General features: G+C 34.2%; 26 protein-coding genes and 1 rRNA gene. 26 read left to right on the forward strand and 1 reads right to left on the reverse strand.

The annotated features are described in order from the left end of the window. From rrf to rsmI, 12 genes are all read left to right on the forward strand, one after another. Positions 1 to 116, forward strand: a 5S ribosomal RNA gene (rrf, locus tag ACSVDA_RS18115). A 252-nt stretch (positions 117 to 368) separates the two neighbouring features. After that, a complete protein-coding gene (locus tag ACSVDA_RS18120) occupies positions 369 to 563 on the forward strand; it encodes a sigma factor G inhibitor Gin (RefSeq protein ID WP_485884921.1) in 195 nt (64 codons plus the stop codon). 251 nt (positions 564 to 814) lie between these two features. Continuing rightward, on the forward strand, positions 815 to 2,254 hold the full coding sequence (locus tag ACSVDA_RS18125; RefSeq protein ID WP_485884923.1) for an aminotransferase class I/II-fold pyridoxal phosphate-dependent enzyme: 1,440 nt from the start codon (positions 815 to 817) through the stop codon (positions 2,252 to 2,254). Positions 2,255 to 2,270: 16 nt separating this feature from the next. Next, positions 2,271 to 2,909: a dTMP kinase gene (gene tmk, locus ACSVDA_RS18130; RefSeq protein WP_485884925.1), complete on the forward strand. Its 639-nt coding sequence runs from the start codon at positions 2,271 to 2,273 to the stop codon at positions 2,907 to 2,909. 139 nt (positions 2,910 to 3,048) lie between these two features. Beyond that, a complete protein-coding gene (locus ACSVDA_RS18135; protein ID WP_214484105.1) occupies positions 3,049 to 3,378 on the forward strand; it encodes a cyclic-di-AMP receptor in 330 nt (109 codons plus the stop codon). Positions 3,379 to 3,398: 20 nt separating this feature from the next. Then, entirely contained in the window at positions 3,399 to 3,839 is a 441-nt protein-coding gene (locus ACSVDA_RS18140) for a YaaR family protein (RefSeq protein WP_485884927.1), read from the forward strand. 7 nt (positions 3,840 to 3,846) lie between these two features. After that, entirely contained in the window at positions 3,847 to 4,851 is a 1,005-nt protein-coding gene (gene holB, locus ACSVDA_RS18145; protein ID WP_485884929.1) for a DNA polymerase III subunit delta', read from the forward strand. Position 4,852: 1 nt separating this feature from the next. Next, the gene (ricT, locus tag ACSVDA_RS18150; protein WP_214484102.1) at positions 4,853 to 5,680 is read left to right on the forward strand and encodes a competence/sporulation regulator complex protein RicT; all 828 of its coding nucleotides are present in this window, start codon (positions 4,853 to 4,855) and stop codon (positions 5,678 to 5,680) included. A gap of 13 nt (positions 5,681 to 5,693) precedes the next feature. Then, entirely contained in the window at positions 5,694 to 6,056 is a 363-nt protein-coding gene (gene yabA / locus ACSVDA_RS18155) for a DNA replication initiation control protein YabA (RefSeq protein WP_214484101.1), read from the forward strand. A gap of 186 nt (positions 6,057 to 6,242) precedes the next feature. After that, on the forward strand, positions 6,243 to 6,983 hold the full coding sequence (locus ACSVDA_RS18160) for a tRNA1(Val) (adenine(37)-N6)-methyltransferase (RefSeq protein ID WP_485884932.1): 741 nt from the start codon (positions 6,243 to 6,245) through the stop codon (positions 6,981 to 6,983). Beyond that, on the forward strand, positions 6,973 to 7,269 hold the full coding sequence (locus ACSVDA_RS18165; RefSeq protein ID WP_485884934.1) for a GIY-YIG nuclease family protein: 297 nt from the start codon (positions 6,973 to 6,975) through the stop codon (positions 7,267 to 7,269). The genes ACSVDA_RS18160 and ACSVDA_RS18165 overlap by 11 nt, the downstream gene beginning before the upstream one ends. Beyond that, positions 7,241 to 8,113, forward strand: a complete 873-nt coding sequence (rsmI, locus tag ACSVDA_RS18170; RefSeq protein WP_485884936.1) for a 16S rRNA (cytidine(1402)-2'-O)-methyltransferase — start codon at positions 7,241 to 7,243, stop codon at positions 8,111 to 8,113. The genes ACSVDA_RS18165 and rsmI overlap by 29 nt, the downstream gene beginning before the upstream one ends. 273 nt (positions 8,114 to 8,386) lie before the next feature. On the opposite strand, the gene abrB is transcribed toward rsmI, so the two are convergent. Further along, positions 8,387 to 8,665 (reverse strand): transition state genes transcriptional regulator AbrB, encoded by a 279-nt coding sequence (gene abrB / locus ACSVDA_RS18175; protein ID WP_410626667.1) that lies wholly within the window; start codon positions 8,663 to 8,665, stop codon positions 8,387 to 8,389. 464 nt (positions 8,666 to 9,129) lie between these two features. Between abrB and metG the strand changes: the two genes are divergently transcribed. From metG to ACSVDA_RS18245, 14 genes are all read left to right on the forward strand, one after another. Then, positions 9,130 to 11,112, forward strand: a complete 1,983-nt coding sequence (gene metG / locus ACSVDA_RS18180; RefSeq protein WP_485884999.1) for a methionine--tRNA ligase — start codon at positions 9,130 to 9,132, stop codon at positions 11,110 to 11,112. A 173-nt stretch (positions 11,113 to 11,285) separates the two neighbouring features. After that, positions 11,286 to 12,053 carry a TatD family hydrolase gene (locus tag ACSVDA_RS18185; protein WP_485884938.1) on the forward strand — a complete coding sequence of 256 codons (768 nt, stop codon included), beginning with the start codon at positions 11,286 to 11,288 and terminating at the stop codon, positions 12,051 to 12,053. Between the two features lie 239 nt (positions 12,054 to 12,292). Beyond that, on the forward strand, positions 12,293 to 13,468 hold the full coding sequence (locus ACSVDA_RS18190) for a ubiquitin-like domain-containing protein (RefSeq protein ID WP_485884940.1): 1,176 nt from the start codon (positions 12,293 to 12,295) through the stop codon (positions 13,466 to 13,468). Positions 13,469 to 13,658: 190 nt separating this feature from the next. After that, entirely contained in the window at positions 13,659 to 14,222 is a 564-nt protein-coding gene (gene rnmV, locus ACSVDA_RS18195) for a ribonuclease M5 (protein WP_485884942.1), read from the forward strand. Then, positions 14,215 to 15,093: a 16S rRNA (adenine(1518)-N(6)/adenine(1519)-N(6))-dimethyltransferase RsmA gene (rsmA, locus tag ACSVDA_RS18200; RefSeq protein WP_485884944.1), complete on the forward strand. Its 879-nt coding sequence runs from the start codon at positions 14,215 to 14,217 to the stop codon at positions 15,091 to 15,093. Before rnmV ends, rsmA begins: the two co-directional genes overlap by 8 nt. Before the next feature lie 343 nt (positions 15,094 to 15,436). Next, the gene (gene yabG / locus ACSVDA_RS18205) at positions 15,437 to 16,318 is read left to right on the forward strand and encodes a sporulation peptidase YabG (RefSeq protein ID WP_485884946.1); all 882 of its coding nucleotides are present in this window, start codon (positions 15,437 to 15,439) and stop codon (positions 16,316 to 16,318) included. Between the two features lie 433 nt (positions 16,319 to 16,751). Next, positions 16,752 to 17,021, forward strand: coding sequence for a biofilm formation stimulator Veg (veg, locus tag ACSVDA_RS18210; RefSeq protein WP_214484090.1), 270 nt, complete (start codon positions 16,752 to 16,754; stop codon positions 17,019 to 17,021). A 558-nt stretch (positions 17,022 to 17,579) separates the two neighbouring features. Continuing rightward, complete coding sequence (locus ACSVDA_RS18215) at positions 17,580 to 17,765, forward strand: small, acid-soluble spore protein, alpha/beta type (protein ID WP_214484089.1); 186 nt, start codon at positions 17,580 to 17,582, stop codon at positions 17,763 to 17,765. Between the two features lie 165 nt (positions 17,766 to 17,930). After that, complete coding sequence (gene ispE / locus ACSVDA_RS18220; RefSeq protein ID WP_485885001.1) at positions 17,931 to 18,800, forward strand: 4-(cytidine 5'-diphospho)-2-C-methyl-D-erythritol kinase; 870 nt, start codon at positions 17,931 to 17,933, stop codon at positions 18,798 to 18,800. A gap of 56 nt (positions 18,801 to 18,856) precedes the next feature. Further along, entirely contained in the window at positions 18,857 to 19,681 is an 825-nt protein-coding gene (purR, locus tag ACSVDA_RS18225; protein WP_320211132.1) for a pur operon repressor, read from the forward strand. A gap of 21 nt (positions 19,682 to 19,702) precedes the next feature. After that, positions 19,703 to 20,077, forward strand: a complete 375-nt coding sequence (locus ACSVDA_RS18230; RefSeq protein ID WP_485884949.1) for a RidA family protein — start codon at positions 19,703 to 19,705, stop codon at positions 20,075 to 20,077. A gap of 133 nt (positions 20,078 to 20,210) precedes the next feature. Then, positions 20,211 to 20,498, forward strand: a complete 288-nt coding sequence (spoVG, locus tag ACSVDA_RS18235) for a septation regulator SpoVG (RefSeq protein WP_214484085.1) — start codon at positions 20,211 to 20,213, stop codon at positions 20,496 to 20,498. A gap of 446 nt (positions 20,499 to 20,944) precedes the next feature. Further along, positions 20,945 to 22,318, forward strand: coding sequence for a bifunctional UDP-N-acetylglucosamine diphosphorylase/glucosamine-1-phosphate N-acetyltransferase GlmU (gene glmU, locus ACSVDA_RS18240; RefSeq protein WP_485884952.1), 1,374 nt, complete (start codon positions 20,945 to 20,947; stop codon positions 22,316 to 22,318). A 77-nt stretch (positions 22,319 to 22,395) separates the two neighbouring features. Continuing rightward, positions 22,396 to 23,343: a ribose-phosphate diphosphokinase gene (locus ACSVDA_RS18245; RefSeq protein ID WP_485884954.1), complete on the forward strand. Its 948-nt coding sequence runs from the start codon at positions 22,396 to 22,398 to the stop codon at positions 23,341 to 23,343. The last annotated feature ends 29 nt before the right edge of the window (positions 23,344 to 23,372 follow it).

The raw sequence follows: 23,372 nt of genomic DNA on the forward strand, positions 1-23,372 counted from the left end.
TCTGGTGGCGATAGCGAAGAGGTCACACCCGTTCCCATACCGAACACGGAAGTTAAGCTCTTCAGCGCCGATGGTAGTTGGGGGTTTCCCCCTGTGAGAGTAGGACGTTGCCAGGCAATTAAAAGTACAGAGCATTAGGCTATGTGCTTTTTTTGTACGCTTTTTTATGCAATGTACAAGTATCATTGAATATGTATACTTTAAAAATTTTGAAGATATGTTGTACTTATTGAATATAGACATACACATTTATTTTAAATAAGAAATACACTAATAGAAATAGTAAAAAAATATTCTATAACCAAAATTCTAAATTATGTATAAATTTTAAAAATACTGATGATAATATGTGTATGGAGGTGGAGGTGTTGAGTTCACTTGTAGTAAAAAAACAACTTATTGGGGAAACGTGTTTAATATGTGAACAGAGAAAGTATCAAGGGATTCATTTATATAAGACATTTATTTGTATTGAATGTGAAAAGAATATGATAACAACAGATACTAGCGATCCAAAGTATCAGTTTTATCTACAACAGTTAAAGAAGGCAACATCTTCATAGAGCAGTACCATATCACACTACAAATAATTATTTACTAAAATATTATAATTAATTACTGAACACTTGTGTAGAAAAATACATAGGTGTTTTTATTATAGGCGGATAGTCGCATAATAACAATGTTTAGATCTTAATCTTAAAAGCAAATACTAACTGTTGTAATAGACCTTATTTAATAAGATTTAAGACCTGAAATAAGTTATAATAATGAGGTATGTAAAGTATATAATTCAGTTCTAGAAGGAGTAGTAATGGATCAAAAATTAACACCTATGTTTGATGCGTTAGTTCAACATATTAATTATAACCCGCATTCTTACCATGTTCCTGGTCATAAAAATGGTGCTCTCTTCCCCAAAAAAGGTTTACACTTCTTTGAAAATATATTAAGGATAGATGCGACTGAATTAACAGGGCTAGATGATTTACATGCACCTGAATCTGCTATTGCGCAAGCGCAACAATTAACAGCTGAGTTATATGGTGCAGACCAGAGCTTTTTTTTAGTTAATGGTAGCACAGCTGGTAATTTAGCAATGGTACTTGCTGTATGTGAGGAAAATGACACTGTTCTTGTACAAAGGAATAGTCATAAGTCTATTTTTAATAGTATTCAATTGGCAGGGGTTAAGCCAGTTTTTTTAGCCCCTTATTATGATGACAAAGTAAAAACTGCAGCTCATGTCCCAATTGAAACGATTAAACAAGCAATTAAAGAACATCCTAAAGCGAAAGCTATCATTTTAACAAATCCCAATTATTATGGGCAGTCAGTTGACTTAACAGAGGTTATTTCATTTGCTCATGATTATAATATTCCAGTACTAGTTGATGAAGCACATGGTGCTCATTTTAATCTAGGTCAGCCATTCCCTATTTCTGCAATTGAGTGTGGAGCGGATATTGTTGTTCATTCCGCACACAAAACCTTACCCGCAATGACTATGGGTTCATTTATTCATGTGAAAAGTAATCTTGTCGATATAAATAATTTGGTGTATTACTTACAGCTATTTCAAACAAGTAGTCCCTCTTATCCAATAATGGCTTCTTTGGATTTAGCAAGATACTATCTTAACGATATGAAAGATACTGGAAAAATCAATCAACTTGTTGAGAAAATAAATCAATATACTGAAATTTTACATTCTATACCACAGATTCAAGTAGTGAGAACAAACAATCCATCTATACTAACTGATCCATTGAAGGTTACCGTTCAATCTGATTGTGTATTATCTGGGTATGATCTCCAAAAATTGTTTGAGGATTATGGAGTTTATACAGAATTAGCCGATCCTGATAATGTGTTGTTTATATTTCCATTATCAAATGATGATAACTTATTTAAGCCGTTACTTTCTATAGAAAATATATTACGTTCTGTCGAAATAACTAAGATGAAGAGTTCTAACGTAAAAATGTATTCGAACGATAACATTTCCACTTTAACTATTTCATATAGCCAGTTAAAAAGCTACAATAAGAAAGTAATTCCGTTAAAAGATGCGGTAGGTCAATTATGTGCTCAAATGTTAATACCTTATCCGCCAGGAGTACCACTTTTAATAGTAGGAGAAGAAATTACAGAATCTCATATTGAAAGAATCCTTAACTTTAAGGCATTGGGTGCAAAATTTCATGGTGGACAATTATTGAAGCAAAACGAGATAGAAATTTTTGATAGATAGCAAAGGAGAATATTGAGTGTCTGGATATTTTTTTTCATTCGAAGGCCCTGAAGGTGCTGGAAAAACAACAATCATTGATAAATTAGCAAATTATTTATATAAAAAAGGGTATGATGTCATTTCAACTCGTGAACCTGGTGGCATTGCCATTTCAGAGCAAATTAGGAAAGTAATATTAGATCAACACAACGATAAAATGGATGGTCGTACAGAAGCTTTATTATACGCAGCTGCAAGACGTCAACATCTCGTTGAAAAAGTAATCCCAGCCTTAGAGGAAGGGAAAGTAGTATTGTGTGACCGTTTTATAGATAGCTCACTTGCTTACCAAGGTTATGCTAGAGGAATTGGTATTGATGAAGTTTTTGGGATAAATAAGTTTGCCATTAACAACTTAATGCCTCATTTTACTTTATATTTTGATATAGAACCAATTGTCGGACTACAAAGAATTCAACAAAATAATAAAAGAGAGGTTAATAGGTTGGATATGGAGAATATCTCCTTTCATGAGAGGGTGCGTGAAGGATATTTATTACTAGTTGACCGTTTTTCAGATCGTATTAGACTAGTCGAGGCAGACAGGACGCTTGAAGAAGTGTTTAATGAAGCAAAAATGCATATAGAGCATTTTATAGAAGGACATGAACGATAATAATTTAAAATACATGATAAGTACCTAGATAAAGTGGTGGAAAATGATGTTATAATAAACGAAACATAAACGATATTTTCCAACATCCTAAACATGATGATAAAGAAATTTCGTGATAAAATGATAGGAGGCTGATGTTATGAAATTAATTTTAGCAGTCGTCCAAGATCAGGATAGTAATCGATTATCAAATGCACTAGTTGACCATAATTTTCGAGCGACAAAGCTTGCAAGTACTGGTGGTTTTTTAAAATCTGGAAACACAACATTTATAATTGGTACAGAAGACATTCGTGTTGAAAAAGCCTTACAGGTCATAAAAGAAAGTTGCCAACATCGTGATCAATTAGTTGCCCCTATTTCTCCAATGGGCGGAAATGTAGATACTTACGCATCATATCCGGTTGAAGTAGAGGTAGGAGGAGCTACAGTATTTGTTCTTCCAATCGATCAATTTCACCAATTTTAGACGGATATGAGGTATTTATAATGAAAATTAATCAAGATGTAAAGACAACCATTGAAAAGGCTCAACCAGAAATTAAGCAATCATCTAGTAATCAAATGAAGTTTCATGAGCTTGTACAGAAACAAGATTCGAAAATGCATGTTGAACAATTAAACAAGCTTATGAAAGATATTGAAGTAGCTGGTAATCTGCTCGCTCGCTCAAGAACCTTTAAAGATTTAACTAAGTATAAAGCGTTAGTGAAACGCTTTGTTGAGCAAGCTGTTGATTTCGGCATGGACTTAAAGCAATCTCATAGTTGGAATTCTAGAGGACAGGGTAGAAAGCTAAAAATTATCGAAAACATCGATCAAGAATTGATTGATTTAGCTGATACACTGATTGATAAAGAAAGTAATTCAATTTCTCTATTAAATAAAATAGGGATTATAAAAGGATTATTAATAAATTTGTATACGTAAGAGAGTGATGTTTGTGGTAAATGATACGTGGGACAAGCTAGAAACCTATCAACCGACAATAATAAAAATGCTCACTAATAGTATACTTAAGGATAGAGTAGCCCACGCATATATATTTGAAGGTGGTCGAGGGACGGGAAAAAAACATGTTAGCCTTATGTTAGCTAAAAGCATGTTATGTAAACATTTGAATGGAAGCATCCCTTGCCAAAATTGTATTAATTGTCGTAGGGTAGATTCGAAAAACCACCCTGATGTGCATATCATTGAACCAGATGGCCAATCAATTAAAAAATCACAAATTCAAGATTTACAAAGTGAATTTTCTAAAACTGGAGTAGAGTCATCCAAAAAGTTATATATTATTGAACATGCTGATCGGATGACGACAAATGCTGCTAACAGTCTATTGAAATTTTTAGAGGAGCCTGATTCTGATACAATAGCTATTCTCCTTACAGAAAATATACAAAAAATGTTAAATACTATTATTTCTCGTTGTCAAGTGTTATCTTTTCAACCAATTGCTTCAATTGTTATGAAAGATTTCCTACTAGATAAAGGGGCCCCACCCCATTTAGCTGCACTAGTGGCTCAAATGACCAATAATTTTGAAGAAGCAACTGAATTATGTCAAGATGATTGGTTTGCGCAATCTAGGATGATAGTGATACAATTATATGAAATGCTAAATATGAATTATGCTAAAGCTTTATTATATATTCAAGAGAAGTGGCTCTCTCATTTTAATGATAAAGACAAGCTTGATAGTAGTTTAGACTTATTATTACTTTTGTTAAAAGATTTACTATATATTCAGTTAGGTGAAAATGAATACGTTGTGTATACTGACCAATTAGAAAAATTAAATCAATATGCCCTTCATATTTCTCAAAATCATATTGCTGAACAAATGTCAGCAGTTTTAGAGGCCAAAAGTCGTTTACACACCAACATGAATCCACATTTATTAATGGAACAACTTGTATTGAATTTGCAGGAGGGATTTTAATTTGTATGATGTAGTTGGTGTACGTTTTAAAAAAGCTGGGAAAATTTATTATTTTGATCCAGGGGAATTTAAAATAGATGATGGAGAATTTGTTATAGTAGAAACAGTACGTGGAATTGAATTCGGCAAGGTAGTTATAAATAAAAAACAAGTTGATGAGAGCGACATAGTTCTTCCATTAAGAAAAGTTATTAGAATTGCTGAATCAAAAGATAAACTTATTGTTGAAGAGAATAAACAAGCTGCACAAGAAGCATATGAAGTATGTATCGAAAAGGTTAATCAACATGGCTTGGAGATGAAATTAGTAGATGTAGAATATACCTTTGACCGAAATAAGGTGATTTTCTACTTCACAGCAGATGGCCGCGTTGATTTTAGAGAACTAGTGAAAGATCTTGCAGCTATTTTTCGAACAAGAATTGAATTGCGTCAAATTGGTGTTCGTGATGAAGCCAAAATGTTAGGTGGTATAGGTCCGTGTGGAAGAATGCTCTGCTGTTCGACATTTTTAGGGGACTTTGAGCCAGTCTCTATAAAAATGGCAAAAGACCAAAACCTCTCTTTAAATCCTACTAAAATATCTGGTCTATGTGGCCGGTTGATGTGTTGCTTAAAGTATGAAAATGATGAATACGAATCTGCTAAACAACTGCTACCTGATATTGGTGAGAAGATCGTAACACCTAATGGAGCAGGCCGTGTAGTTGGATTGAATATATTAGAACGTGTATTACAAGTTGAATTAAACGATAGAGAACGAGTAATTGAATACACATTGGATGAACTAATGAACGAGGGAGCTGTATCAATTCAAGCCACAGATTAATGAGGTGGATTTTGTGGATAAAAAAGAGATTTTTCATTCAGTAAGCAGTATGGAGGAGCAAATAGGGCATTTATATCGTCAACTGGGAGAGCTCAAAGATCATCTTGCACAATTATTGGAAGAAAATCACCATTTGATAATTGAGAATGAGCATCTTAGACGTAGATTAGAGCAAACCTCAGAAGAGCCAAAAAAATTAAAGAAGAACAAATCTAATAACAAAAGGAAACAAAATAAGCAAGTTGATATTGGGGAGGGTTATGATAATTTAGCCCGTTTATATCAAGAAGGCTTTCATATATGTAATGTTCACTATGGTAGTGTTCGTGCAGAAGGAGATTGCTTGTTTTGTTTATCATTTTTAAATAAAAAATAATGTATAGTCTTCCACTTTGGAAGACTATTTTTACTAGGAATTTTAATAAAGAAGTGTTGAACTTTTAATTAGGCACTTGTCACTTAAATTTAAGTGACAGAAGTGTATTATATGATAAGAAAAGGTGTCGAATGTGTTTAGTTCTTCATGCGACAACATTGTTATAAACAGAAAGGAGTGTCTATGATGGTTAAGCTTATAGGGGATGAGCGATTAGATCATTTACTTGGTGAAAATATGCGAATTATTCAGAGCCCATCGATGTTTGCCTTTTCACTAGATACAGTTTTATTAGCTAAATTTGTTTATGTACCAATTCAAAGGGGTAATTTAATTGATTTATGCTCTGGAAATGGCGTTATTCCATTATTACTTAGTAAAAGGACAAAAGGGCATATTACAGGAGTCGAAATCCAAGAAAAAATTTATCAGATGGCTGAGAGAACAATTGCATTTAATAAACTAGATAGCCGGATAAAATTTATTCATGGCGATATAAAAGATATGCCCACATTATTAGGACAAGGAAAGTTTGATATTGTTACTTGCAATCCACCTTATTTTCCAACACCTAGTAATGAAGAAATTAATAAAAATGAACATTTAGCTATTGCTAGACATGAAATTTATTGTACGCTAGAGGATACAATTAGAGTAAGTAGTATGCTACTTAAACAGGGAGGGAAAGCGGCATTTGTACACCGACCAGGTCGTCTTATTGACATGATTACTTTAATGAGGAAATATCGTTTAGAGCCAAAAAGATTACAATTCGTTTACCCTCGACATGGAAAAGAAGCAAATACCCTATTAATTGAAGCGACCAAGGATGGAAGCCCAGATTTGAAGTTATTACCCCCGCTAGTAGTATATAATGAACACAATGAATACACTGACGATGTGAGGAACATTCTATATGGAAAGTAAACAGCATTTCATATATGTGTTAGAATGCAGTGATGGAAGCTATTATGCTGGTTATACAAATGACCTTAAGAAACGCATAAGAACACATAATGAGGGCAAAGGGGCAAAGTATACGAGAGGGCGTATTCCCGTATCATTACTGTTTGCCAAATCGTATGCTACAAAAAGTGAAGCACTTCGGGCAGAATGGGATTTCAAGCAACTTAAAACACGACAGAAGAAAGAGCAATTTATAGCAAAGGAGAACAAGCTAAAGTATGTGGCAACAAAACAGCTTTCAAAATGAAGATATAGAAGGATGCTTATATCTTGTTCCAACACCTATTGGTAATTTAGAAGATATGACATATAGGGCAATACGTATACTTAAAGAATCAGACATTATAGCAGCAGAAGATACAAGACAAACGAAAAAGCTATTGAATTACTTTCAAATATCAAATGCAGTCATGAGTTATCATGAGCATAATAAAGAAACGAGTGGCGAAAAAATAATAAACCTGCTTAAATTAGGAAAAAAGGTAGCATTAGTTAGTGATGCAGGGATGCCGACAATCTCTGACCCAGGTTTTGAAATTGTTGTTGCAGCATTAAAAGAGCAGTACAAGGTGATTCCATTGCCAGGTGCAAATGCAGCATTAACATCGTTAATTGCTTCTGGAATAAAAACACAACCTTTTTATTTCTACGGCTTTTTACCTCGTCACAAAAAAGAAAAACGTAAACAATTGGAGCTTTGTAATCAAGTACAAGAAACGATGATATTTTACGAATCACCGCATAGGTTGCAAGAGACGTTAAAAATGATGTTAGAACAATTAGGTGATCGCCCTGCAGTCCTTTCTAGAGAGTTGACAAAAAAGTATGAAGAATTTATTAGGGGAACGATACAAGATCTATTTCAATGGTCACAGCAATCGAATGTGCGTGGTGAGTTTTGTATTATAGTAGAAGGAAGTAGTATAGAAAGTCATATGGAAAATCAATGGTGGGAAGAATTAACTGTTGTAGAGCATATCGATTATTATATAAATAAACAATCGTACACGTCAAAGGATGCGATAAAAAAAGTAGCAAAAGATAGAGATATGGTAAAAAGAGAAGTTTATCAACAATACCATGTAAGGTAGAATACAAATTATCATCCTTTTTCCTAGGAAATAAAAGGATGTGTCACATTAATTGTTTCTTTTCGCAATAAGAGCTAAACACGAATATTACTAACTTTCTGGACATCTCTCTTCTCTAAAGACAATAAAAGTCATATGATACACTACATTAGTTTCTCAAATTAAAGTAAAAACAACAAAGTTTATGAAAAATAGCCAAATAAAAAGAAAAAAGCGCCTTCTAGACATTCCGTATAATAGAAATGTAAGGCGCTTATTTTTATGATAACTTCATTATTTTACTAGGTTTGATTTAATTTCATCTATTAGCTTTTCTGCACCTTCAGGACTTAGAATAATTTTACCCTCGGCAAGAGTTAAGTTATCATCAGATACTTCCCCTGTTACTTGACAAGTCATATTAGGCTTGTACTTTTTCAATATAATTCTATCATCATCAACGTAGATTTCTAGTGCATCCTTTTCTGCAATTCCTAGTGTACGTCGAAGTTCGATCGGTATTACTACACGACCTAACTCATCAACCTTACGAACTATACCTGTAGATTTCATAATAAATACTCCTCTCACTAATACAAAAATTTTTATTATCTCTTAAATTCGTCATTATTCGACAAATAATTATTTTCTTAATAATACCAGTGTTTCCCATGCTAGTCAATGAATTTAATTGAAATATATGTAGTGTTTTTAAAAAAATGGTATTATATATAGAGATAACTATTGTTTTAATAGGATTTAACTTAAAATGCTATAATATCACTAAATGGTAAATATTTAGAAAATAATCCATTTATTTTTAACATTTTCAAATAACTTACCAATGTAGTTAAGAATTATTATAAATAAAATTCGACAAATTTCAACTATAAATCGACAAAAAACTACTGGAAAATAAATACTAATATAATTTGAAATTTGATTTGACTATACATTTTAAAATAAAATAAACAATAAATCCTATACACTAGTTAAAGAAGCTTATCTTTATAGTAAACTAAGGTTTATAATTATTGATTTGTTTTTTACATAAGGAGGAAAAGATGAAACAAGGAGCTAAAAACTTTTATATTACTACCCCAATATATTATCCGAGCGGCAAATTGCATATAGGACATGCTTATACAACGGTCGCGGGTGATGCAATGGCCCGTTATAAAAGGCTTAAAGGTTATAATGTGATGTATTTAACCGGAACGGATGAACACGGTCAAAAAATTCAGCAAAAGGCTGATGAAAAAGGGATTTCACCTCAAAAGTATGTAGATGACATTGTGTCAGGAATACAGGATTTGTGGAAAAAGTTAGATATTTCGTATGATGATTTTATACGAACGACGCAAACAAGGCATAAAGATATTGTTGAGAAGATATTTGATCAACTTGTTAAACAGGAAGATATTTATTTAGATGTTTATGAAGGCTGGTACTGTACACCATGTGAATCTTTCTACACTGAACGTCAATTAGTCGACGGAAAATGCCCAGATTGTGGACGTGCTGTAGAAAAAGTGAAAGAGGAATCATATTTCTTTAAAATGGGGAAATATGTTGATCGACTGTTAAAATTCTACGAAGACAATCCTCATTTTATTCAGCCAGAATCGCGAAAAAATGAAATGATTAATAATTTCATTAAACCTGGCTTAGAGGACTTAGCTGTATCAAGAACAACGTTTGATTGGGGAATAAAAGTTCCTGGTGATCCTAAGCATGTTATTTACGTGTGGATAGATGCTTTAACAAATTATATTACGGCATTGGGATATGGCTCAGAAAATGATGAAAAATTTCAAGCTTATTGGCCAGCGGATGTACATCTTGTTGGTAAAGAAATAGTACGTTTTCATACTATTTATTGGCCTATCATGCTTATGGCATTGGACTTACCGCTTCCAAAGAAAGTATTTGCTCACGGTTGGCTTCTCATGAAGGACGGCAAAATGTCGAAATCGAAAGGTAATGTTGTTGATCCTGTATCTTTAATTGACCGATATGGCTTAGATGCATTACGTTACTATCTACTTAGAGAAGTTCCCTTTGGGGCAGATGGCGTGTTTACGCCTGAAGGGTTTGTTGAAAGGATAAATTTTGATTTGGCTAATGATTTAGGTAACTTACTCAATAGAACTATTGCTATGATTCAAAAGTATTTTGATGGGGAGATACCTGAGTATAACGGCTCTAAAACAGATTTTGACAATGAACTTGTAACAATGAACGAAAAAGTTGTAGAGAAATATAGTGATGCTATGGAGAAAATGGAGTTTTCAGTTGCGCTTTCTTCCGTGTGGCAACTAATTAGTCGATCAAATAAATATATTGATGAAACCCAGCCATGGTTGTTAGCGAAAGATGAAAACAGTAGAGAACAGCTTGCTTCAGTTATGACACATTTAGTGGAATCACTTCGTAGAGTTGCAATCTTATTACAGCCATTTTTAACACAGACACCCTCACTCATGTTTGAGCAAATGGGAATTACTGATGAAAAATTAAAGCAATGGGATAGTTTAGCACAATTTGGGTTTATTCCACCAAATGTAACAGTTAACAAAGGGAAACCTATTTTTCCAAGGCTGGATATGGAGGAAGAGGTTGAGTATATTAAACAACAAATGCAAGGTGATGTTGTTGAAAAAACTGAGAAAATTGATAAAGCTGAGCCTGAACTAGATGAAATTACGATTGATGATTTTATGAAAATAGATTTACGGGTTGCAGAGGTTATACATGCTGAGCCAGTGAAAAAAGCAAATAAATTGTTAAAACTTCAATTAGATTTAGGGTATGAACAACGTCAAGTGGTATCAGGAATAGCAGAGCATTATAAGCCTGAGGAGTTAGTTGGACAAAAAGTCATTTGTGTAACGAACTTAAAACCAGTTAAACTTCGTGGCGAGTTATCGCAAGGAATGATTCTAGCAGGTAAAAATGAGGGCATGCTATCTTTAGCATCTGTTAATCAAAATCTACCTAATGGAACGAAAATAAAATAGTATAGTACACAGCATAGGGTTGTCTTTGTTGTCTTATTTGTAGGTGAATAACAAGACTTTTAGGTTTTTAATTAGAGGTGTTCCGCTCATTAAAAAGTGGAACACCTTAATTTAATCTAAATTTAACACCATTGTAATGCTAGAGAATTTTATAATTGAAAAGAGGTTTTAAGATGTTATTTGATACACATGCACACCTAAATGCAACGCAATTTGACGAGGATGTAGTAGATGTCATTAATCGTGCTAAAATGGAAGGTGTATCCCATATTGTTGTTGTTGGTTTTGATCGTCAAACAATTACTCGAGCTATGGAACTTACTGAAATGTATGACTTTATTTATGCTGCAGTTGGTTGGCATCCAGTTGATGCAATTGATATGGTTGATGAGGACCTATCGTGGATTGAAGAATTGGCAAGTCATCCAAAGGTAATTGCGATTGGTGAAATGGGGCTGGATTATTATTGGGATAAATCACCAAAAGATGTTCAAAAAGAAGTATTTCGCAAACAAATTAAACTAGCAAAAAAGGTGAGCTTACCAATTATTATTCATAATCGCGAAGCAACAGCTGATGTGTTACAAATTCTTGAGGAAGAGAATGCTGAACAAGTTGGTGGGATTATGCATTGCTTCACAGGAAGTGTAGAGGTAGCTAAAAAGTGTATAGATATGAACTTTTATATTTCACTCGGTGGTCCTGTCACATTTAAAAATGCAAAAAAGCCAAAAGAAGTCGCAAAGGATATACCGTTAGAAAATCTTCTCATAGAAACAGATTGTCCATATTTAGCTCCACACCCTTATCGTGGGAAGCGTAATGAGCCGAGCTACGTGAAGTATGTTGCTGAATCCATTGCTCATTTAAAAGGAATTACAGTTGAGGAAGTTTCTGAAAAAACAACTTTAAATGCAAAAAAATTATTCGGCATGAAATGATAAATTTCTTTGTCTTTTGCTGAAGAGACTTGTCTAACGATAACTGACCTTGAGTAAATTCTACATCCTTTACTATTGTAGGTGATGGAAGTGTCGATAAGTCTCCCTTTTCTTTTTTAATTATTTTTTGCATAATGTTGTATATCGAAAGTGAAAAGGAGGTCAGGGTTGACAGATAGTAACTAACTATATATAATCTCTCCGAGGAGAAGGAGGCGTTTTTCATCGAGTTATCAAGATTGAAAAATCTGTTTTTTAAGCCCTTCAAGAAAGAGAGATTAGCTATAATTATTAGTAGTTTCATAGCTATCTCAGCTGGATTAGTCTTTATCATTTTCCAAGCTACGAAGGAAAGAGTTACTCTAACTCTTGATGGTTATACGCAGGTAGTTAATACACATGCGAATACAGTTAATGAGCTGTTAGACGATTATGATGTCAATGTAAAACCTGCAGACAAAGTAAATCCATCGGTGGATACACCAATAAGTAATAATATTGAAGTGGTGTGGGAGCCAGCAAAGCTTGTTCTCTTTGTAAATGAGAGGGAAGAGCAAGCGTATTGGACAACTGCAAAAACAGTAAAAGAATTTCTGGCAGAAAATGAAATTGAATTAACAAGTCATGACCGAATTCGACCAGAATTAAGTACAGATATAAGCAATGAAGTTGTAATAACATTGGAAAAGGCATTTCAAATTACACTAAATGTCGGCGGAGAAGATAAACAAGTATGGTCTACTTCGACTACTGTCGCTGACTTTTTAAAGCAGCAAGAGATCACTCTCAATTTACTTGATCGTGTTGAACCAAACTTAACGGAGCGAGTGAAGAAGGATTCGGTTATTACTGTGACGAGAGTTGAAAAAGTCACCGATGTAGTGGAAGAGCCAGTCGACTATGCAGTTGTTACAAAAAAAGATAGTAAATTATCAAAAGGTGCTTCAAAAATTCTTTCTGAAGGTAAAGAAGGTTTAGTTGAAAAACAATATGAAGTTATCTTAGAAAATGGCAAAGAAATTTCAAGAACATTAGTAAATACATCAACATTAAAAGAAAGTCTTGACCGTGTTGTAGCTGTAGGTACTAAGGAAGAAATTCAAGTATCCCGTGGTACTGAAGGTGGGGAAGAATTTTATGTATCTTCTACCGCATATACTGCAAGTTGTAATGGCTGTAGTGGAATTACCTCTACGGGCATAAATTTAAAAGCAAACCCTCAAGCAAAAGTAATTGCCGTAGACCCTAGTGTTATACCTTTAGGAACTAAAGTATATGTAGAAGGCTATGGTTACGCTATAGCAGGAGATGTTGGTTCTGCTATTAAAGGCTATAAAATTGATGTGTTTTTCCCGACGAAAGATGAAGCTTATCGATGGGGTAACAGAAAAGTAAAAATAAGAATAATTAATTAACACTTTGTTAATGCGGAGGATTTTTCTATCCTCTGCATTTTTACGTTATAATTGTTTAAGCTAAGTTGTTTTAGTATAGATTGTGTAAAAAAGCAGTTAAAAATAAAAAAAAATGCAAAGAAATTTACTTTCTACATGTTAGACGATTGAATGGGTTAAAAAGTTTCAACTTTTGGAGGAAAAAATAAAAATGATTATAAAAGAAATAATTGTTGTTGAAGGTCGGGATGATACAGTAGCTGTTAAACGTGCTGTGCAAGCCGATACGATAGAGACAAATGGATCAGCGATAAATAGTATTGTAATTGAACAAATTCGCTTAGCGCAACGTAAGAGAGGTGTTATTATATTTACTGATCCAGACTTCCCTGGTGAGCGAATAAGAAAAATAATATCTGAACAAGTATCAGGTTGTAAGCATGCTTTTCTACAAAAGTCTGAAGCTATTGGGAAAAACGGAAAAGGTATAGGGGTTGAGCATGCTTCGCCAACTGCGATACAACAAGCCCTAAAGGATGTAAAGCAAGAAATTGAAGATATACAGGAAGATATACCTTTTCAAGATCTTGTAGATGCAGGTTTAATTGGCGGTCAGCAAGCAAAATTAAGACGTGAACGATTAGGCAAATATCTCAAGATTGGTTATACAAATGGTAAACAACTACACAAACGTTTAATAATGTTTCAAATATCTAGAGATTCATTTGCAGCTGCATTACGTAAAGTGCTACAGGAGGAGCAAATTCATGAATAAAGATATAGCAACACCTATTCGTACGAAAGCAATTCTTGAGAAGTATGGTTTTTCTTTCAAAAAAAGTTTAGGACAGAATTTCTTAATTGATACGAATGTGTTACGTCGCATTGTAGACCATGCTGAGTTAGGTGAAGAGAGTGGAGTAATAGAAATAGGGCCTGGTATTGGAGCGCTTACTGAACATTTGGCGAAAAGTGCTAACAAGGTAGTTTCTTTTGAGATAGATCAACGCTTATTACCAGTATTACAAGAAACGTTAAGCATTTACGATAATGTTAAAATTATTCACTCAGATTTTCTTAAAGCAAATGTTGAACTTGTTATAAAAGAAGAGTTTGGCGAAATGAAAGATTTAATGGTAGTTGCAAATTTACCATACTATGTTACAACGCCAATTATTATGAAATTACTAATAGAACAAATCCCAATCAGGGGTATTGTTGTTATGCTTCAGAAAGAAGTTGCTGATCGGATGACAGCTGCTGCAGGAACGAAAGATTATGGCTCCCTGTCTATTGCTGTTCAATATTACACAAAGGCTGAGAAGGTAATGACAGTACCTAAAACAGTATTTGTTCCTCAGCCAAATGTTGATTCTGCTGTTATCCGTTTAACAAGACGCGATCATCCAGTGGTCAATGTAGAAAATGAAGATCACTTATTTACTATTGTTCGTGCGTCATTTGCACAACGAAGAAAAACAATATTAAATAATTTAGTTAATCAATTACCAAATGGAAAGCAGAAGAAAGAAGTGATAGAAGAAGCGTTAAGAAGTGCGAATATTGACCCGAAACGTCGTGGGGAAACATTAGCTATTGAAGAGTTTGCGCTACTCAGTAATACTCTGTTAAGGCTCTTCTCGTAAACTTTGTTGCTATTGTTAAGTTAGGACCATACCATAAAAAGTGGTTTTAAAAGTTAGCCATTGTCACGAACTCTAGTTGATTACGTGTTTATTTCTTTATGGGAAAAGCAACAATACATGTGAAAACAACCTTTGTTAAATACATATGATATATAACATTACAATTAGCTTTTCAAGCCTCCCTTAGTACATGATGTCCTCACGTATTAAGGGTCTTTATTTTTTGGGGGATTAGGACACTTAGGGATTTCTTTTCACAACAGACATAGATGTTGCATAGCCTAAGTAAAGGAAAACATTTGGATTTAAAGAGTCGCCTCAAATTGTTGCTGGAGTGAAGAGTATGGATGCATGTATTGGCGATATTGTTGCTCGCAAGTCGTATAATTGTGATTTGTTATTTCGTGTGATCAACATTAACAATGATAAGCTTGGAAATAAAATTGTGATTTTGTATGGGGAAGATGTCAGACTTGTAGCAGATGCTCCTTATGAAGATATTGTTGTGATCAATGAGAGGGAACAAAAGAAAAGAAAAAAGGTCGATGAAGAGAAGATTGAGCAATCTTATAAGCTGTTCCGTCAAGAGTACCAACTCATTAGGCAAAAGAGTGAATATTATGCAACAGAAGGTTATGCTAACACATTTGATTTTTTTCAATTGCCGGGTAAAGTGTTGCATTTAGATGGTGACCCGTTATATTTAAAGAAATGTTTGGCTTTGTATGAGAAGATTGGTGTTCCGGTTTTTGGAATACATTGTAATGAGAAAGAGATGCCTCAAAAAGTAACTGGCTATATTGAGAAATTCAGGCCGGATATTCTTGTTGTAACAGGTCATGATGCATATACAAAGGCCAAAGGTGATAAATCTGATTTGAAAGCATATCGACATTCAAAGTATTTTGTCCAAACAGTTCGCCAAGCACGAAATAAAATACCTCATTTGGACCAGTTAGTCATCTTTGCTGGTGCGTGTCAATCTCATTTTGAATCACTAATAAGAGCGGGGGCTAATTTTGCTAGCTCACCTTCAAGAATTAATATTCATGCTTTAGATCCTGTGTATATTGTATCAAAAATAAGTTTTACTCCATTTGTTGATAGAATAAATGTTTGGGAAGTACTTCGTAATACACTTACAGGAGAAAAAGGATTAGGAGGGATTGAAACAAAGGGCGTGTTGAGAACTGGGATGCCATATAAACTACAACAAGAAGAATAGAAAATGCTAACTGGGTTGTCATTTGTGACGACTCAGTTTTTTATAAAGTCTGTTTTTATTAACTTTGTTGTTATTGTTATCATATTTAGTACCCAAAAAGTGGTTTTATATTGTAAGTCATTGTTATACAGATGAAAAGATGCCCCCAATGATAGATGTATGTAGGTTTATATTCTTTATGTGAAAATAACCATCTATAAGAAAAATAGCCCATATAAAAATAATTAATTATATAACTTTTTTAAACAAATTTCTAACATAAAAAAACAATTTACATAACTAATTAATAATTGGTAAAAATATTTGTAGAGGAAAGTGGAATTTTGTTGTATTATTTTCATTGACAAACAAAATAGATCGTTGATATAATGAAATTTTTATTTGACTATTTTTTGTTAATTTGCTATAATTGATATCGTGAGGTGGAGCGATTATGGGAAAAACATTGTCAGATATAAAAAAGGCATTAGATGGGAATCTAGGCAAACGGCTTACCTTGAAAGCAAACGGTGGTCGTAGAAAAACGATTGAACGTTCGGGTGTTCTGGCAGAAACATATCCATCCGTTTTTGTAGTGGAGTTAGATCAAGCTGAAAATGCGTTTGAACGTGTTTCATATAGTTATGCAGATGTCCTAACTGAAACAGTTCAATTAACATTTTCTGAAGACGCATCAGGGAATATAGCTGTTAACGGGCAGTAAACCTTAGTTTGCTGCTTTTAATTTTGACTGTTTTCGCATAGATTTTTGTATTTCGTAATTTAAAAAATAATACACGTTTACAACTCGATTTCGTGGTGGTATCTTTTCTTCTATGAAACGATGACTGTTACGTAAAACGACAAAATCTTTATCTTCTAGTTGAGGAGAAATAGCAACTAAGTTTAAAAAAGAGCCTTTAAATTGGCTGTTTTTTACGTTTAAAGTTGTTTTTGTATAAAGAAATGAACTTGAAACAATAAGCGTTCTTAGTTATATGTCTTCGTTTTTAATGATAGCAAGCTAATAGCGTAAAAAGCCTTAGCTAATTTTCTACTTTAGCAAAAAGCCGACGAAGAGAGTCGGTATTTTATATAGATACAATATATAACATTTTACATATGGTGAGTGTTGATGTCTTAAGAAAATATATAATGCATTTCTTAAGCTCCAGTTTTTAGCCTACAACTATGTTAAAAGGAATATTTAGGGTTTCATATTATTAGTAATTTTGTCCTTATACTAAGAGTGTCGTAGTTATTTTGAAAGGAGTTGCTTTTGTTGGGTAGACGCCGCGGAATAATGTCGGATCGATTTAAGGAAGAACTAGCAAAAGAACTTGGTTTTTATGACACCGTTCGTAACGAAGGCTGGGGAGCGATTCGTGCAAGAGACGCAGGTAACATGGTGAAGCGCGCAATTGAACTTGCTGAAGCAAACCTTGTAAATAATGATAAACAAAAGTAATAAATAAACTAATAAATAACTGCGATAACCGAAGCCTAGTAGCTTCGGTTTTCTTGCATTACAATCGATGGAAGTCAATATTCAATTTCTGCAATGAATATTATGTGTTTAATTTATGGTAAAATGACGATATAACAATGGAAGAACGAAAAGTAGGTGAAGATTTTGAGGCTTTTGGTTAAGGCGCCAGCTAAAATTAATTTATCCTTAGATGTATTACATAAGCGTCCTGATGGATATCATGAAGTGAAAATGATTATGACTACGATAGATTTAGCCGATCGAATCGAGTTAATTGATTTAGAGGAAGATACCATTTCTATCGTATCGCATAGTCGTTTCGTTCCTGATGATAGTAGAAATTTAGCATATCAAGCCGCACAGTTATTAAAAAAGAAGTTTGGAGTGCGAAAGGGAGTTTCGATAGGTATTACAAAGACGATCCCTGTTGCGGCTGGTCTAGCAGGAGGTAGTAGTGATGCAGCAGCCACATTACGGGGCTTGAATAAATTGTGGAACCTTGGATTAACAATTGATGAATTGGCGTCATTAGGTGCTGAAATAGGTTCGGATGTATCATTTTGTGTTTACGGAGGAACCGCACTTGCGATGGGACGCGGAGAAAAGATTATTCGCATTGACCCACCACCGCATTGTTGGGTTGTGTTAGCAAAACCATCAATAGGTGTTTCTACTGCAGAAGTATATAGAAGACTAGATCTTAATAATGTAGAACACCCAAGAGTAGATGAAATGGTAGATGCTATTCGAGCGCATGATTATCCTTTAATATGCTCACTCTTAGGTAATGTTTTGGAAGATGTTACATTTCAGATGCAGCCTGAGGTTGCACAAATTAAAGAGCAGATGAAACGTTTTGGTGCAGATGCAGTATTGATGAGCGGAAGTGGACCAACGGTGTTTGGTTTAGTTCAACACGACTCTAGAATGCAGAGAGTGTACAATGGGTTAAGAGGATTTTGTGATCAAGTATTTGCGGTAAGAATGCTTGGTGAAAGAATCACTCTTGATTAAATACGTATGTTAATGATATATTTACATAAAATATTCGTATTTTGGAGGAATTGAGAATGAAAATACGAAGAAGCGGTCGATTAGTCGATATGACAAATTATTTATTGCAGCACCCTAATCAACTTCTACCTTTAACGATTTTTTCAGAAAGGTATGATTCAGCGAAATCATCAATTAGTGAAGATTTGGCGATTGTTAAACAAACTTTTGAACAGCAAGGTATTGGGACTTTGCTAACAGTGCCAGGTGCAGCTGGTGGTGTTAAATATATTCCTGGCGTATCTTCTGAAGAAGCTACGTTAACAATTAATGACTTATGTCAATTAATTGCGAAACCGGACCGGTTGTTACCGGGAGGGTATTTATATATGACAGATATATTAGGTCATCCTCAACTTGTAAACCAGGTTGGTCGATTATTTGCAGCTGTATATGGCGATCGTCCCATAGATGTGGTTATGACAGTTGCTACTAAAGGGATCCCTTTAGCTTACGCAGTTGCATCATACTTAAATGTCCCTGTAGTAATTGTTCGACGTGATAGCAAAGTGACTGAAGGATCAACAGTAAGTATTAACTATGTTTCTGGATCTTCAAAAAGAATACAAACGATGGTTCTTTCGAAAAGAAGCTTAGATGAGGGAGCTAACGTACTTATTATCGATGATTTTATGAAAGCTGGAGGAACGATAAACGGCATGATAAGCATGCTCGAAGAATTCAAAGCAAATGTATCAGGGATTGGTGTACTTGTTGAATCAGAGGGCCTTGAAGAGAGACTTGTTGATGAATATATTTCGTTAGTAAAACTCACTGAGGTAGACGTTAAAGCTAAGAAAATTGAAGTTAATATAGGTAATTATTTTAATTTCTTGCAGTAACTAGAGGATGGAGGAATCGTTATGAAAAAAATCCAAACAAACCGGGCTCCTCAAGCCATTGGTCCGTACTCTCAAGGGATGGTTGTAAATAATTTGTTTTTTAGTTCTGGACAAATTCCGCTAAAACCTAACGGTGAACTTGTACAAGGGAATGTTGATGAACAGACACACCAAGTTTTTGCTAATTTGAAAGCTGTATTACAAGAGGCAGGCGCTTCATTCGATACAGTTATTAAAACTACAGTTTTTATAAAAAATATGGATGACTTTGCTGAGATAAATGAAGTTTATAGTGAATATTTTCCTAACCATAAACCTGCAAGATCATGTGTTGAAGTTGCAAGACTACCGAAAGATGTTCTAGTAGAGATTGAAGTAATCGCATTGATTAAATAAAAAGTATAAAATTCCTATGTTTACTATACCGACCTAATATTTTCAAAAAAATTTACATAATTTGCAGGAAAACTCAAAAATTGTGTTGAATAACATACTAAGTCTTTTAAATTGGGAAAAGGTGGTGAACAGAATGGAAGTAACAGATGTAAGATTACGCCGCGTGAATACCGATGGTCGTATGAGAGCGATTGCATCAATTACTTTAGATCATGAGTTCGTTGTACATGATATTCGAGTAATTGATGGGAATAACGGCTTGTTTGTTGCGATGCCAAGTAAACGTACTCCAGATGGGGATTTTCGTGACATAGCCCACCCGATTAACTCGACAACTCGTGGGAAGATTCAAGACGCAGTTTTAGCAGAATATCACCGACTTGGTGAGATAGAAGAATATGAAGAAGCGGGTGCTTCTTAAGAAACATTAATATTTTTACACCAAGAGAGCCTTCACAGATGAAAGGCTCTTTTTAACGTAAGTGTATGGTATGACTAGACTTATTTAAAATGATGTAAACACGCTTTCTACAAAGCATTTTTGTTGTCTAAGCTATTTTCATATTAATCTAATACTAACAGTAAATACATATACAACTACATTGCGTGGTATCTTTTCTTCAAAAAACGCTGACAACCGCATAACAATCTGCTTATATTAGTTAAAAGAGCAACAAGTTCACGAAAGAGACTTAGGTTGAACTTTTCCCTCAAATAAATCTTTTCTTTTATTTAATAAATGATCATATGTTCATACTATAATATTCATTCTGACAATATAATGTACTTACGGATGTTTCCTTGAAATTGAAGGCTATTTGAGATAATATTCATAGTGGATAAATAGGTTACAATGGAGGCCTGTAGATGAAAAACCGATTTGCGGTAATATTGGCCGCTGGGCAAGGTACAAGAATGAAGTCAAAATTATATAAAGTTTTACACCCTGTTTGTGGCAAGCCGATGGTTCAACATGTTGTCGAAGAAGTTACAAAAATAGGTGTATCGCAGTTGATAACTGTAGTAGGACACGGTGCTGAACAAGTGAAAGAGCAGCTTGGTAATAGTAGCGATTTTGTGTTACAAAAGGAGCAGCTAGGTACAGGGCATGCTGTATTACAAGCAGCTCCGCAATTAGAACAGCAAGACGGTATAACTATTGTTCTATATGGTGATACCCCACTTATTACTGAAGCTACTATGAAATCTTTGTTGGAGCACCATGAACATACAAAAGCAAAAGTTACTATTCTAACAGCTATTGCAAATGATCCGACAGGCTATGGAAGAATTGTTAGAGACGACATTGGTAAAGTCGAAAAGATTGTTGAGCATAAGGATGCCAACCATCAAGAGCTTAGTATTAAAGAAATTAACACAGGAATTTATTGTTTTGATAACAAAGCGTTATTTCATGCATTAAAGAAAGTATCAAATAATAATTCACAAGGTGAGTATTATTTACCAGATGTAGTAGGAATCTTAAAAAATGAAGGTGAGACAGTGTCTGTTTACCAAACACAGTCTTTTTCAGAAACATTAGGAGTAAATAACCGAATTCAACTTGCAGAAGCTGAACAAATAATGAAAGAGCGAATAAATAATTACCATATGTTAAATGGAGTGACAATAATTGATCCACATTCAACATATATATCACCAAATGTTCAAATTGGTCAGGATACAATTATACACCCTGGAGCTATCATAGAGGGAGATACAGTTATTGGAACTGATTGTACAATAGGTCCTCATACAGAGTTGAAAAATTGTCAAATAGGAAACCGTTCAGTAATTCGTCATTCAGTGGCACACCAAAGTGAGATTGGTAATGAAGTCAATATTGGTCCTTTTGCACATATTCGACCTGATTCTTTAATAAAAGATGAAGTGAAAATTGGTAACTTTGTAGAAGTGAAGAAGTCTATCATTGGAGATGGCAGCAAAGCTTCGCATTTAAGTTATATTGGAGATGCTGAGGTAGGTAAAGGTGTCAATATTGGTTGCGGTTCAATAACAGTGAACTATGATGGTCAAAATAAATATTTAACTAAAATAGAAGATGGTGCTTTTATCGGATGTAATTCTAATTTAGTGGCGCCAGTTACAGTTGGAGAAAGAGCATATGTGGCTGCAGGCTCTACAATTACAAAAGATGTTCCTGGAAGTGCACTATCTATTGCTCGTGCACAACAAGTAAATAAAGAACAATATGTTAACCGTTTGCGAGAAAAGAAATAATTTGTTCTGATATGTTTTAACAACGTCTGGATTTGTTACAATAACTAAGATAATGATTATCGGAGGTTAGTAGGAGAATGCAATCAATCGATCCAAAATTAAAAGTATTTACACTTAGCTCAAATCAAGGTGTAGCTGAAGAAATTGCTAAAGTTATAGGAGTCGAATTAGGAAAAATTGCAGTTGCTCGCTTTAGTGATGGTGAAATACAGATTAATATCGAAGAAAGCATCAGAGGCTGTGACGTATATATTATTCAATCAACAAGCTCACCAGTGAATCAGAATTTAATGGAATTATTAATTATGATTGATGCTTTAAAACGAGCGTCTGCAAAAACCATTAACATTGTTATGCCGTATTATGGATATGCACGTCAAGATAGGAAAGCTCGTTCTCGTGAGCCGATTACTGCCAAACTAGTTGCTAACCTCATAGAAACTGCTGGAGCAACACGTGTTATAACACTCGATTTACACGCTCCACAAATACAAGGCTTTTTCGATATTCCTATTGATCATTTAATGGGTGTACCGATTTTAGCAGATTATTTCAACAGTAAAGGTCTTGAGGATATAGTGATTGTTTCTCCTGATCATGGTGGTGTGACCAGAGCAAGGAAAATGGCTGATCGTTTGAAAGCACCTATCGCAATAATTGATAAACGTCGACCTAAACCAAATGTAGCTGAAGTGATGAATATTGTTGGTAATGTTCAAGGTAAAACTGCCATTTTAATTGATGACATTATTGACACAGCAGGAACGATTACATTGGCTGCAAATGCACTAGTCGAAAATGGTGCTTCAGCGGTGTATGCATGCTGTACACATCCGGTTTTATCGGGTCCAGCTATCGAAAGAATACAGAATTCAAATATAAAAGAGTTAGTCGTTACAAATTCTATTGAATTACATGATGATAAGAGAATCGAAAAAATTGTAGAACTTTCTGTTGCTCCTCTAATAGCAGAAGCTATTGTCCGTGTGCATGAGCAAGAATCAATTAGTGCTTTATTTGATTAATTATTATTATTAGGTTTATCTCTACCCGG

This window comes from Cytobacillus sp. Hm23 (assembly GCF_051842895.1).
Classification (GTDB): Bacteria; Bacillota; Bacilli; order Bacillales; family SM2101; genus Nanhaiella.